General features: G+C 63.3%; 11 protein-coding genes. 5 read left to right on the top strand and 6 right to left on the bottom strand.

Annotated features, from left to right (window positions below):
- The 3 genes from F1542_RS15755 to mutM form a co-directional block, all read right to left on the bottom strand.
- Window positions 1-375: DnaA N-terminal domain-containing protein (locus F1542_RS15755; RefSeq protein WP_275944697.1), on the bottom strand; the 375-nt coding region annotated here is incomplete at its 3' end.
- A 355-nt stretch (window positions 376-730) separates the two neighbouring features.
- On the bottom strand, window positions 731-1000 hold the full coding sequence (gene rpsT, locus F1542_RS15750) for a 30S ribosomal protein S20 (RefSeq protein ID WP_010509791.1): 270 nt from the start codon (window positions 998-1000) through the stop codon (window positions 731-733).
- 104 nt (window positions 1001-1104) lie between these two features.
- Window positions 1105-1986: a bifunctional DNA-formamidopyrimidine glycosylase/DNA-(apurinic or apyrimidinic site) lyase gene (mutM, locus tag F1542_RS15745; RefSeq protein WP_193733879.1), complete on the bottom strand. Its 882-nt coding sequence runs from the start codon at window positions 1984-1986 to the stop codon at window positions 1105-1107.
- Window positions 1987-2015: 29 nt separating this feature from the next.
- Between mutM and F1542_RS15740 the strand changes: the two genes are divergently transcribed.
- Genes F1542_RS15740 through F1542_RS15720 form a run of 5 tightly spaced genes read left to right on the top strand, consistent with a single transcriptional unit; the run spans window position 2016 to window position 7591 of the window.
- On the top strand, window positions 2016-2813 hold the full coding sequence (locus F1542_RS15740; RefSeq protein WP_141298609.1) for a class I SAM-dependent methyltransferase: 798 nt from the start codon (window positions 2016-2018) through the stop codon (window positions 2811-2813).
- Window positions 2813-4036, top strand: coding sequence for a bifunctional phosphopantothenoylcysteine decarboxylase/phosphopantothenate--cysteine ligase CoaBC (gene coaBC / locus F1542_RS15735; protein WP_193733878.1), 1224 nt, complete (start codon window positions 2813-2815; stop codon window positions 4034-4036). Before F1542_RS15740 ends, coaBC begins: the two co-directional genes overlap by 1 nt.
- Window positions 4037-4052: 16 nt before the next feature.
- The gene (gene dut / locus F1542_RS15730; RefSeq protein WP_193733877.1) at window positions 4053-4514 is read left to right on the top strand and encodes a dUTP diphosphatase; all 462 of its coding nucleotides are present in this window, start codon (window positions 4053-4055) and stop codon (window positions 4512-4514) included.
- Entirely contained in the window at window positions 4511-6229 is a 1719-nt protein-coding gene (locus tag F1542_RS15725) for an ABC transporter permease subunit (protein WP_193733876.1), read from the top strand. The genes dut and F1542_RS15725 overlap by 4 nt, the downstream gene beginning before the upstream one ends.
- Window positions 6230-6235: 6 nt before the next feature.
- The gene (locus F1542_RS15720; RefSeq protein ID WP_193733875.1) at window positions 6236-7591 is read left to right on the top strand and encodes an AAA-associated domain-containing protein; all 1356 of its coding nucleotides are present in this window, start codon (window positions 6236-6238) and stop codon (window positions 7589-7591) included.
- A 6-nt stretch (window positions 7592-7597) separates the two neighbouring features.
- Here the strand turns inward: F1542_RS15720 and msrA are convergent, their stop codons facing one another.
- The 3 genes from msrA to F1542_RS15705 all read right to left on the bottom strand — a co-directional run.
- Window positions 7598-8152, bottom strand: a complete 555-nt coding sequence (gene msrA / locus F1542_RS15715) for a peptide-methionine (S)-S-oxide reductase MsrA (protein WP_193733874.1) — start codon at window positions 8150-8152, stop codon at window positions 7598-7600.
- Between the two features lie 140 nt (window positions 8153-8292).
- Complete coding sequence (locus tag F1542_RS15710) at window positions 8293-10986, bottom strand: valine--tRNA ligase (RefSeq protein ID WP_193733881.1); 2694 nt, start codon at window positions 10984-10986, stop codon at window positions 8293-8295.
- Window positions 10987-11184: 198 nt separating this feature from the next.
- Window positions 11185-12587: TolC family outer membrane protein (locus F1542_RS15705; RefSeq protein ID WP_227672803.1), on the bottom strand; the 1403-nt coding region annotated here is incomplete at its 5' end.

The raw sequence follows: 12587 nt of genomic DNA, 5'->3' as shown, positions 1-12587 counted from the left end.
GGCTTTTTCACGCGCCACTGCGGCGGTGGCGGGGGGCGTCACGCCATCTGCCGGAGGTGTTGCGGATGCGCTACCGGGCCGCGCGACCTGCAGTTCGACACGGCGGATGGCCGGCACCTCGGCATTCCACAGCGTGCCAAGCCGGTCACCATACTGCCCGCGCACCCAGTCACGCAGGAACCGGGTGGGCAGGTAGAGGGTGATCTCATCCTCCTCCACCGGGCCAACCGTGATCTGGCGCAGCCACGTGCGGTACTCGACTTCCCCGACCTCGGCCTTCAGCCGTTCGCAGATGCGCGACCAGTGAATGGCGAGCACACTTTTCTGCGCATTGGCTTCCGCAACCGCGTCATAGCCTTCCAGTCCGCCCGTCATATCCGCTCCCGGCTACATGGAACGCAGGGCAGACGCCCCCGCGTCGTCCCCGCCCCATCCCTAACTGTTCCACAACGCCATTGGCCCCGCACGCAGCGGGCAGGAAGCCAGTCGCGCACCAGACACGACCCACAACCCGGACCCCAGGCCCAAGGCAACAGATGACGTTGGAATTATCCACATAAGGTAGAGCAGGGAATCGGTCGAAGCAACGGGAATCTGTCCCCATTCCATCAAAACCCGATTACGTGCATGGAAATGGCAAACAAAAAAGGCCGTTACCGCCACTAATGGCGATATACGACCTTCTTCATTACTTGCCGCATTCTTTCAGATGAAAGAAATCAACAGTCCTTTACGCCGCAGCGAGGGACTTGATGCGGGCGGACAGGCGCGAAATACGACGGGCAACGGTGTTGGCATGAAGAACGCCCTTGCCGACCGCACGCTGCAGTTCCGGCTGCGCCGCGCGCAGTGCAACGGCGGCGTCGTCCTTCTTGCCGGTCGCGATGGCGACCTCGACCTTCTTGACGAAGGTGCGCACGCGCGACAGGCGTGCCGTGTTGCGGGCGTTGCGGACTTCGTTCTGGCGGATGCGCTTACGCGCTGATGCTGTATTGGCCATTGCTCTCAGTTCATCTGCATAAATCAGGTTACGGCGGTCCGCCACCCGATCGTTGCGGACATCCCATATCAGGCTGGCGATCTAGTCCACCCTGACCCCATTCGTCAAGACAAGTCTTTGCCCAAATCGTCTTTTACCCCCTGCTGGCGGGGACAGAAAAAGCTTGAACGCCCGGACTGGGTGATCCGGACGACCCCGTCGCATGCCGGTGGACCGGGACAGTCGGGGCAGCCTTCTCCCTCCCGCCCATACACGCGCCAGGCATGCTGGAAATAGCCCAGCTCCCCATCCGGTTGCACGTAATCACGCAGGCTTGAGCCACCGGCGGCGATTGCTTCCTCCAGCACCGTGCGGATTTCGGTGGCAAGCCGCCCATACTGCGCCGCACCGATCTCTCCTGCCGCACGTGCCGGGTGGATGCGTGCGCGAAACAGGGCTTCAGACACATATATGTTGCCAAGCCCCGCCACCACGCGCTGGTCCAGCAGCAGGGCCTTGATGCTGGTGCGCCGCCCCCTGCCACGGGCAGCCAGCCACGGACCGTCAAACCGGTTACCCAGCGGTTCCGGTCCCATGCCCGCCAGCAGCCGGTGGTTTTCCACCGCTGCCACAGGCACCAGATCGACCATGCCGAAACGCCGCGGGTCAACCAGCCCGCAGCGCGCGCCCTGCGCTGTTTCGATCACCAGGTGTTCATGCAATGCGGGCGGTTGGTCGCGCTCAGCCGCAGCGGGGCGTGACAGCAGCACCCGGCCGGACATGCCAAGATGCAGCACCACGACCATCCCGCCCGAAAGCGTGATGAGGATATATTTCCCCCGGCGGGCGAATCCATCGACCCTGCGCCCCTGCAGCGCTGCCGCCAGGCCGGGCGGAAACGGCCATCGCAGGCCGGTATGGTGCGTGCTGGCGCGTGAAATAGTGTGACCTTCAAGATGCACTCGCATCCCGCGCATCACAGTTTCGACTTCAGGTAGTTCCGGCATGGCCTCATCTGGGGTTATACCTGTGCATCATGACCGACATTAGCCAGCCATACCATCCCTCCCCTTCCGCCGGCCGTCCCGATGACCGCCATGCGGATACCACCGATTTCGGCTTCCGTGACGTGCCGTTGCGCGAGAAGAAATCCCTGGTCCGCAATGTCTTTGACAGCGTGGCCTCCAAATACGACATCATGAATGACGTGATGTCGCTGGGCATTCACCGCGCGTGGAAGAAGATTTTCGTCAACGAACTCGGCCCCCACCCCGACCTGTCGCTGCTCGACCTTGCGGGCGGCACGGGCGACATTTCTTTCGGGTGGCTGCGTGGCGGCGGCGGCCCTGCCATCCTGTCCGACATCAATGTCAGCATGCTGACGGTGGGCCGCAACCGTGCGCTGGAACGCGGGCTTGTCTCGGGCCTCAACTTCCTGGCAGTCGATGCCGAAGCCATTCCGCTGGCCAACAACTCGGTCGATCGCGTCTCCATCGCATTCGGCCTGCGCAACTGCACGGACAAACTGCAGGTGCTGCGTGAAGCCCATCGCATCCTGCGGCCGGGCGGGCGGTTCCTGTGCCTTGAATTCTCCCGCGTGCAGGTCGCGGCCTTCGCGCCGGTCTACGATGCGTGGTCCTTCCACGTGCTGCCACGCATGGGGGCCGCGATCGCGGGGGACCGTGAAAGCTACCAGTACCTGGCCGAAAGCATCCGCATGTTCCCCGATCAGGAAACGCTGGCGGACATGATGCGCGAAGCCGGTCTGGAACGCGTGTCCTACCAGAATCTGTCCGGCGGGATTGCGGCAATCCATTCCGGCTGGAAAATCTGATGGGGGATGGGGCAACCCGTTCCGTCCTGCTGGTCGTGGGTGGCGGCATTGCCGCCTACAAGGCGCTGGAGCTGATTCGCAGGCTACGCGAACACGGCGTGCGCGTGCGCACGGTGCTGACGGATGCGGGGGCACGATTCGTCACCCCCATGTCCGTTCAGGCGCTGAGTGGCGAACGCGTTTTCAGCGACCTGTTTTCCCTGACCGATGAAAGCGAGATGGGGCATATCGCCCTGTCGCGTAACAGTGACCTGATCGTGGTCTGCCCCGCCACCGCCGACCTGCTGGCCCGCATGGCGGCCGGGCTGGCCGGTGACCTGGCCACCACCGTGCTGCTGGCCACCGATACGCCGGTGCTGGTGGCCCCCGCCATGAACGTGCGTATGTGGGCCCATGCCGCGACACAGGCCAATGCCGCGACCCTGCGCGCACGTGGCGTGAATTTCGTGGGGCCGGAATCCGGCCTCATGGCATGTAACGAATCCGGGCCGGGCCGCCTGGCGGATACGGACACGATCCTTGCCGCCATACTGCGCGAACTGTCCCCTGACATGCCGCTTGCGGGACGCCGCGCACTGGTGACCGCAGGCCCTACGCACGAACCGATCGATCCCGTGCGCTACATCGCCAACCGTTCTTCCGGCACCCAAGGGTACGCCATTGCCGAAGCCCTTGCGGCGGCGGGCGCAGATGTAACGCTGGTCAGTGGCCCCACCACCCTGCCCGCCCCGGCAGGCGTGCGGACCATAAGGGTGGAAACGGCGCGCGAAATGCTGGATGCTTCCCGTCACGCGCTGCCTTGCGACATTGCCATATGCACCGCCGCCGTGGCTGACTGGCATGTTGCCCCGGCCCCCCAGAAGATCAAGAAGACAGCAGATGCGGCTCCGCCCGCGCTGCAACTGGTGCCCAACCCCGATATCCTCGCGATACTGAGCAGGCCTGGCCCCACGCGACCCGAACTGGTGATCGGGTTTGCTGCGGAAACCGAGCATGTGCTGGCCCATGCCACCGCCAAGCGCGCGCGCAAGGGATGTGACTGGATCGTGGCCAATGATGTCAGCCCCGGCACCGGGATCATGGGCGGCACGGAAAACGAGATCACCCTGATCGAGGCTGCGGGCTGCGAACACTGGCCCCGGCTGGACAAGGCGCAGGTCGCGCGCAGGCTGGTTGCGCGGATCGCGACTTTCCTGCAAACGCCACACCCCAACCCTGAATAACCCGACGGACCAAACCATGACTTCCTCCCCCCTGCCCATCCAAGTCCGCCGCCTGGCCCATGCCCATGGTCTGCCGCTGCCGGCCTATGCCACCGATGGCGCGGCCGGAATGGACCTGCTGGCCGCCGTGACCGAACCGATGGCCATTGCGGCCGGTGGTCGCGCACTGGTGCCCACGGGGCTGTGTGTGGCGCTGCCACGTGGGTATGAAATGCAGATCCGCCCGCGTTCGGGCCTTGCGCTGAAACATGGCATCACCCTGCCCAACGCGCCGGGCACGATTGATGAGGATTACCGGGGGGAAATCGGTATCATCGTCATGAACACGGGTAGCGAACCCTTTGTGGTTGAGCGCGGCATGCGCATTGCACAGGCGGTGCTGGCCCCGGTGGTGCGCGGGACATGGATTGAATATTCGGAACTGGAGGAAACGGATCGTGGCGCGGGCGGCTTTGGCAGTACGGGCACCGCAGGGTGACAGACGGCAGCCTGCCGGGGAGCCTGCGGGTCCGCCCCAACGTCGCGGACCTGCTTGGCCTGCTGGCGATCATGGCGGGGGCCGTCATTGTCGCCACCGCCGGACGCCACATGCTGGTGCCCATTCCCGCCAGTGAGGCGGGGACCATCCACCTCAACCCTGCTTGGCTGCCCGCCTATGCCGTGCGGACCACGCTGCGCATGTTTGCAGCCCTCGCCGCCTCCCTGGTCTTTACCTTCACCTATGCCGTCTGGGCCGCCAAGAGCCGGCGCGCGGGACAGGTGCTGATCCCGCTGCTGGATATCCTGCAATCGGTGCCGATCCTTGGCTTCCTGACATTTACGGTGGTCTTTTTCCTTGGCCTGTTTCCCGGCCGGATGATGGGGGCGGAACTGGCCGCCATCTTTACCATCTTCACCAGCCAGGCCTGGAACATGGCCTTTGCCATGTATCAGGCGCTGCGCACCGTGCCGCCTGACCTGGAGGAAGCTGCCCTGTGCTTCGGCCTGACGCCATGGCAGCGTTTCTGGCGGCTGGAGGTGCCGTTCGCCATCCCCTCGCTGGTCTGGAACACCATGATTTCCATGTCCGGCGGGTGGTTCATGGTCGTCTATTCCGAAACGATTACGGTCGGGAACACCGATATCGCCCTGCCGGGAATCGGGTCATATGTGGGCGTTGCGATCGAACAGCGCAACATATGGGCGATCTTCTACGCCATCGCCGCCATGCTGGCGGTCATCCTGGCCTATGACCAGCTTTTGTTCCGCCCGCTGGTGGCATGGTCGGCGCGCTTCCAGACCGATGAGGGCACGACGCTTGCTGCACCCGACCCATGGGTGCTGACCCTGCTGCGGCGCACGCACCTGCTGCGGCAGGCCTGCCTGAAGCTGGGCGACATGATGACCCGCATCGGCTGGCTGCCTCTGGGACCGCGCCCCTCCGCCCCCCGGCGGCTGCTTGTCCCCTCCCGCCTGCTGGATGGCGCATGGATTGCGGCGCTGAGTGTGTGTGCCATCACCATCGGGTGGAAAACATGGGCGTATGCCAGCACCCATTACACAATGGGGCAGGTACTACATGTCACCATGCTGGGTGGCATCACGCTGGTGCGCGTCATGGTGACGGTCATTGTGGCGTCACTGATATGGGTGCCGCTGGGAATATGGCTGGGCCTGTCGCCCCGCCGGGCGCGACGCGCGCAAATGGCGGCACAGTTCATGGCCGCCTTCCCAGCCAACCTGTTCTTCCCGCTGGTGGTGGTGGGAATCGTGCGGTGGCACCTGAATAGCAATATCTGGCTGACGCCGCTCATGCTGCTGGGCACGCAGTGGTATATCCTGTTCAACATCGTGGCGGGGGCGTCCTCCTATCCCGGCGACCTGCTGGAAGCCGCCGATAACTTCCATGTCCGGGGCTGGCTGTGGTGGCGGCGTGTGATGCTGCCGGGCATTACGCCATATTTCATTACCGGCGCGCTGACCGCATCGGGTGGGGCATGGAACGCCGCCATCGCAACCGAGGTCGCAAGCTGGGGCGACACGACGCTGAGTGCGAACGGGCTGGGCGCCTATATCGCCCACGCCACCGTGGCGGGTGCAACCGGTCAGGTGGGTCTGGGCATGGTGGTCATGGCGGCGTTCGTGCTGCTGCTCAATCGCGCCCTGTGGCGTCCGTTATCCAATTATGCCGCACGGCATTACACCTTTGACTGAGAGTTCATGATGCAGCAGCCCGAACCCGCCCCAGCCCAGCCCAAGCCCGGGACGGAGCTTGTCCGGATCATCAACTGCCGGCAGGCCTATCACAAGGAAAGTGCCACCGACCTGGTGGTGCTGGATGGGGTGAACCTGTCCATCCGCAGCGGGGAAATCGTGGGACTGCTAGGCCGGTCGGGATCGGGCAAGTCCACGCTGCTGCGCATTATCGCGGGCCTGCTGCCGCCCACGGCGGGCGAGGTCATATGGAAAGGCAAGAAGCTGGAAGGCCCCGCCGATGGCATTTCCATGGTGTTCCAGTCATTTGCGCTGTTCCCGTGGCTGACGGTACAGAAAAATGTGGAACTGGGGCTGGAGGCAAAGGGCGTGCCCGTGGCCGAGCGCCACAAGCTGGCCGAGGACGCGATCGGGCTGATCGGGTTGGGTGGGTACGAAAACGCCTATCCCAAGGAGTTGTCAGGTGGCATGCGCCAGCGCGTGGGACTGGCGCGGGCGCTGGTGGTGCACCCTGACCTGCTGTTGATGGATGAACCCTTTTCGGCGCTGGATGTGTTGACGGCGGAAAACCTGCGCACCGACCTTGTGGAACTGTGGGCAGAAAAGAAGCTGCCCATCCAGTCCATCCTGCTGGTCACGCATAATATCGAGGAAGCGGTGCTGATGTGCGACCGTATCCTGATCTTTTCCTCCAACCCCGGCCGGGTCGCCTATGAACTGCAGGTGCCCTTTGAACACCCCCGTAACCGTGAAGATGCGGCCTTCCGCCAGTTCGTGGACCGGATTTACGCGCTCATGACCCGTCGTGCGCCCGTGGTGTCGGAAGCGGACATGACCGACCCGGACATGAAGCATGTGCAGATCACGGCCGATGCCGTGGCCCTGCCCGCGCTGCCGATCAATACCATCGTGGGCATGATGGAAACATTGGCCGCCGACCCGCTGCATGGCCGCGCGGACCTGCCGCTGCTGGCCAGCCGGTTGCAGCTTGAACTGGATGACCTGTTCCCGTTAGGCGAGTCGCTGCAACTGCTGGGCTTTGCCGAACTGGAGGATGGCGACATCATGCTGACCCCCGAAGGCATGCGCTTTGTCCAGAGTGAGCATGACATCCGCAAGAACATCCTGTGGCACAGCATGCTGCACAACATTCCCATGGTGCGCACCATCCGCGCCGTGCTGGATGAACGCCCCAATCACCGCGCCAGCGCCGAACGCTTCCGTGATGAACTGGAAGACAGCATGTCCCCTGATTATGCCCGCCAGACACTGCAGACGCTGATCGGCTGGGCACGCTATGCCGAACTGTTTGATTTTGATGAAGAAGCCGACCAGCTTTTCCTGGATGACGAAACCGAATAATCGGCCTTATCCCGCCGTATCCACCAGCCGGTCGCGAAACAGGCGGCGCATCTTAGCAATCTTGGGCGGGATGACCGCGCTACAATAGGGATTGCCGGGATTACGGGCGAAATAGTCGCGGTGATAATCCTCGGCTGGCCAGAAATGCGTCAGCGGCGCGATTTCGGTCACCAGCGGATCCGGCCATACCTTTGCCTCCGCGATTTCATTGCGGATGGCATAGGCCGTCATTTCCTGTTCTGGTCCCTGCCAGAATATGGCGGAGCGATACTGCGTCCCCACGTCATTGCCCTGCCGGTTGAGCGTGGTGGGGTCATGCATGACAAAAAAGATCCGCAGCAGATCAGCGCATGACAGTTCAGCGGGGTCGAACGTCACGCGCACGACCTCCGCATGGCCGGTGCGGCCAGAACAGACCTGTTCATAGGTGGGATTGGCAGTATGGCCCCCGGCATAACCGGGTTCCAGTCCCGCCACGCCGCGCAATTCCTTAAGCGGCGCTTCGAGACACCAGAAGCAGCCCCCACCCAGCACCAGTGTTTCCAATGCGTTTTCGGTCATGGTGGCTTCCTTCCCCTAACTTGCCATGAAGAGAATGTTCCAGAAATTTCTGGTGAAGCTTTTTTCAAGAAGCTTCGAAGAATGCCGCCTTTTTGAAAAAAGGCGGCGCCCAGAAACTTTTATTCCCTTAAGACAATCCTTTACGCAATGCGCGCCAGAGCCGCTTTCAGCCGCACGCGCTCCGCCTGAAACGTCTCAAGGCGTTCGCGGTTCTCGGCCACGACTTCAGGCTTGGCCCGGGCTACGAAATCGGCGTTGCCCAGCTTGCGCTCGACCTTGGCAATTTCGCCATCGACCTTGGTGCATTCCTTTTCCAGCCGCTGGCGTTCAACGGCAAGGTCAATGATCCCGGCAAGGGGAATGACCAGCGTTGCTTCATCCACCACCAGCTGTGCAGCACCCTGCGGCATTTCCCCTTCCAGCGGCTGCACTTCGGATACGCGCGCCATGCGCCCGATCGCTTCCGACCATTTGGCGGCCCGCGCCACGGTCACCGGCGATGCATCACGCAGCAGGACGGGGGCCAGACGGGACGGCGGCACGTTCATTTCCGACCGCACTGTGCGGATCGCGCTGATGAAACGGATCAGCCATTCCATTTCCGCGCGCGCCTCGCCGGCCCCTGCCAGATGCTCGGGCTGCGGCCACGGTGCCGTAATCAGCGCCCCTTCCGGCCCGAAACCGAAATGCTGCCACAGGCTGTCGGTCACGAACGGGGTGACGGGCTGCAGCAGGCGCATGATGGTGCCCAGCACATGGGCTGCCACCGCACGGGTTTCGACTGCTTCCGCCGTATCCCCGGCGGCAAAGACCGGCTTGGCCAGTTCAAGGAACCAGTCACAGAAACAGTTCCAGACAAAACGGTAGCATACGGCGGCGTATTCATCGAAACGGAAGGCTTCCAGCGCCTTTGTCGCATCTTCCACCGCCTGCGCCAGTTCCGCCAGGATCCAGCGGCCCAGCGGCGACTGCACGCTGTCCGGGCGGAACCCCGCGACAGGTGCCACGCCATTCATTTCGCAAAAACGCGCGGCATTCCAGATCTTGGTGATGAAGGAACGGTATTCCTCCACCTTCCTGCGACCAAGTTTCACATCACGACCCAGACCGGTCAGCGAGCAGATGCAAAAGCGCATGGCATCCGCGCCATAGCTGTCGATCATTTCCAGCGGGTCGATGCCGTTGCCCTTGGACTTGGACATTTTCTGCCCACGTTCATCGCGCACCAGCCCATGGATGAACACCTGCCTGAAGGGTACGTCCTTCATGAAGTGCAGGCCCATCATCATCATCCGGGCGACCCAGAAGAAGATGATGTCAAAGCCGGTCACCAGCACGTCGGTCGGGTAATAGCGGGCCAGTTCCGGCGTCTGCTGTGGCCAGCCCAGCGTGGAAAACGGCCACAGCGCGGAGGAGAACCACGTATCCAGCACGTCCTCGTCCCGCGTCAGCGCCGTATCCTGCCCGTAATGGGCGCGGGCCTGCGTGGCGGCATCGGCTTCGTCATGGGCGACGAATACATGCCCGTCCGGACCATACCATGCCGGGATGCGGTGGCCCCACCATAACTGGCGGCTGATGCACCATGGCTGGATGTCGCGCATCCAGGCATAGAAGGTGTTTTCCCACTGCCGGGGCACGAATTCGATCCTGCCGCTTTCCACCGCGTCAATCGCGGGACCGGCAAGGGTCTTGGCATCACAGTACCACTGCGTGGTCAGGCGGGGTTCGACCACTGCGCCGCTGCGTTCGGCATGAGGCACCTGATTGGTGTGCGGCTCGATCTTTTCCAGCCATTCAAGGCGTTCAAGTTCAGCCACCATCGCCTTGCGCGCTTCATCGCGCGGCATGCCTTCGAGCGTACGGACAAAGGCGGGATCAGCCAGACCGTCCTCGGCGCGCAGTTCGCCCTCGATTTCAGCAAGAGTAATGCGGGCTTCCTCATCCAGCACGCTGGGCATGTCCAGCTTGTGGCGGCGACCGACCTCGAAATCGTTGAAGTCATGGGCGGGCGTGATCTTGACCGCGCCGCTGCCCTTGGTCGGGTCAGAATGTTCATCCGCAACGATAGGGATACGGCGGCCGGTCAGCGGCAGGATGACATTCTTGCCCACCAGGTCGGCAAAACGTGCATCTTCCGGGTGGACGGCCACGGCCATGTCACCCAGCATGGTCTCAGGCCGGGTGGTGGCGACCGTGATGGTACGGCCCGGCTGCCCCTCGACGGGATAGCGGATATACCACAGGTTGCCGCGCGTTTCCCGGTTATCAACTTCCAGATCCGAAATGGCGGAACGGAAGGCGGGGTCCCAGTTGACCAGTCGGCGGTCACGGTAGATCAGCCCTTCGCGGTAAAGGGTGACGAACACTTCCTTCACCGCATCGGACAGACCATCATCCATGGTGAAGCGTTCACGCGGCCAGTCCAGCGACCCGCCGAGGCGGCGCAACTGCCTTGTAATGCCGCCGCCGGATTCGGCCTTCCATTCCCACACGCGTTCGACAAAGGCGTCACGGCCCATTTCATGGCGGGACGTGCCTTCCTTCTGCAGCATGCGTTCGACCACCAGTTGGGTCGCGATGCCCGCGTGGTCGGTGCCCGGCTGCCACAGCGTGTCGCGCCCCTGCATGCGCCGCCAGCGGATCAGCGTATCCTGCAGGGTCATGGTCAGGGCATGGCCAATATGCAGCGTGCCCGTGACGTTGGGCGGCGGAATCATGATGGTATAGGGCTTGGCCACACTACTCGGTTGTGCGCTGAACGCACCACTGGCCTCCCACAGGGCATAGAGGGAAGTTTCTGTCCCGTCGGGGGAGAACGACTTGTCAAGCATCACGAAAAACCAGATCCACCATAATCAGACGCAGGGCAGGACAACGCGCCCGGCCAAGGGCAGATATACCCCAAACCGGCGCGAAGGGAACGCCGCGCATGTAATCTTTATCCGCCCCATGCCTATCCGCCCTGACCAGCCACCGCCGCGGCCATGCGCAGGCCATGCCGTTTTGTGCCGGACAGGGTCAGTATCGCGTCAGCGCCCCGGCTGGCTGGTGGCATAATCGCTGATACCCCACAGCCGGTCATGCACGGCGCGGTAATAGGCCTGTTCATCATAGAGCGGCACATCAAGGCTGAGGTCACGCGCGGTCAGCCGCCCGATGGCCGCCGTGGCCTGATAGGAGGACTGTACGAGATTACCCGCACTACGCACCAGCGCGATCTGCGCCTGAAGCAGGGTTTCCTGCTGCTGCAGCACCGCAAGGGTGGTGGTGGTGCCCACAATGACCTGGCGCTGCATGCCGTGCAGGGCGGCGGCATCAGCGGCGACGGCTTCGCGGTTGCTGTCGATCGCTTCCCGGTTGGCCTGCATGCGCTGCCAACTGGCCGCTGCCAGCTGGATCGCGGCACGACGGCGCACGTCCACCGTGCGGGCGGCTTCGGCGGCCTGCTGCCGGGCCATGCGCACGGCGGCATATTCGCCCCCACCCTGATAAAGTGGCATTGAGGCGCTGACGAGCGCGTATTTATTATTGCTTAATGAACGCCCATCCTCCTGATTGATGGCGTGGGAGTAGGCTGCTTCGGCATTGACCGTGGGCATAAGGGCGGCAAAGGCCACGCCTGTCGCATCCTTTTTCGCGGCCTCGTCAAACAGCGCGCTGATGACGTCGGGATTGTTCTGCACCGCCTGCGTCATGGCGTCCTGTTCCGTATGCAGGGGCAGGACCAGTGGCTGGGGCGGCGTCAGGTCATCAGGCGCGTCACAGCCGACCACCTGCCGGTAGGTCGCGCGATCCGCCTGCAACGTGCCTTCGGCCAGTTGCCGGACCGCGCGCGCATTGGCCAGCGCGCCCTGCGCCTGCGCCACATCGGTATGGGTGATCTCGCCGCCATGCGCGCGCAGCCCGGTTGCATGCAACTGGGCGGCGTAGACCTGTTCATTATTGATGTCGATGCTCAGGATCTGTTCATCTTCCACCACGTTGATGTAGGCGCTGACCACATCGGAAAAGACCTGCTGTTCCGCCGCGATCAGGCGCGCACGTTCCGCCATGACGGCATGCCGCGCCTTGTGCGTGTTTGCCGTCGTCCTGCCACCGCTATAGATCGGCTGCGAGATACTGACCCCGCCGGAATAACCGGGACTGTCATACTGCCGCATATACCCGCCGCTTTCCCCCGCAACCGGGGCCATGCGCATAAGCCCCGAATAATAGGACATGTTGGCGCTGCCGGTAATGGTGGGACGCCACCCGCCCAGTGCCTGCGGGACCTGTTCATCCGTTGCCCGCAGGGATGCCCGTTCCTGTCGCAGCACGGGATTGGTCAGGTAGGCCATGGCCAGTGCGGCCTTGAGGGTATGGGGCGTATCCTGTTCCCCCGTCTGCTGCATCGGCACGCGCGCCAGCGCCGTGCCACAGCACAGGATTGCCG

This window comes from Komagataeibacter sp. FXV3 (assembly GCF_015155755.1).
Taxonomy (GTDB): Bacteria; Pseudomonadota; Alphaproteobacteria; order Acetobacterales; family Acetobacteraceae; genus Komagataeibacter.
This window is presented reverse-complemented; position numbering and strand designations above follow the sequence as displayed.

What these genes read in the sequence shown, in the direction of transcription:
- msrA (WP_193733874.1), bottom strand. Translation starts at nt 8,152, where the DNA reads ATGACCGAAAACGCATTGGAAACACTGGTGCTGGGTGGGGGCTGCTTC.
- coaBC (WP_193733878.1), top strand. Translation starts at nt 2,813, where the DNA reads ATGGGGGATGGGGCAACCCGTTCCGTCCTGCTGGTCGTGGGTGGCGGC.
- F1542_RS15710 (WP_193733881.1), bottom strand. Translation starts at nt 10,986, where the DNA reads ATGCTTGACAAGTCGTTCTCCCCCGACGGGACAGAAACTTCCCTCTAT.
- F1542_RS15720 (WP_193733875.1), top strand. Translation starts at nt 6,236, where the DNA reads ATGATGCAGCAGCCCGAACCCGCCCCAGCCCAGCCCAAGCCCGGGACG.
- F1542_RS15740 (WP_141298609.1), top strand. Translation starts at nt 2,016, where the DNA reads ATGACCGACATTAGCCAGCCATACCATCCCTCCCCTTCCGCCGGCCGT.
- dut (WP_193733877.1), top strand. Translation starts at nt 4,053, where the DNA reads ATGACTTCCTCCCCCCTGCCCATCCAAGTCCGCCGCCTGGCCCATGCC.
- rpsT (WP_010509791.1), bottom strand. Translation starts at nt 1,000, where the DNA reads ATGGCCAATACAGCATCAGCGCGTAAGCGCATCCGCCAGAACGAAGTC.
- mutM (WP_193733879.1), bottom strand. Translation starts at nt 1,986, where the DNA reads ATGCCGGAACTACCTGAAGTCGAAACTGTGATGCGCGGGATGCGAGTG.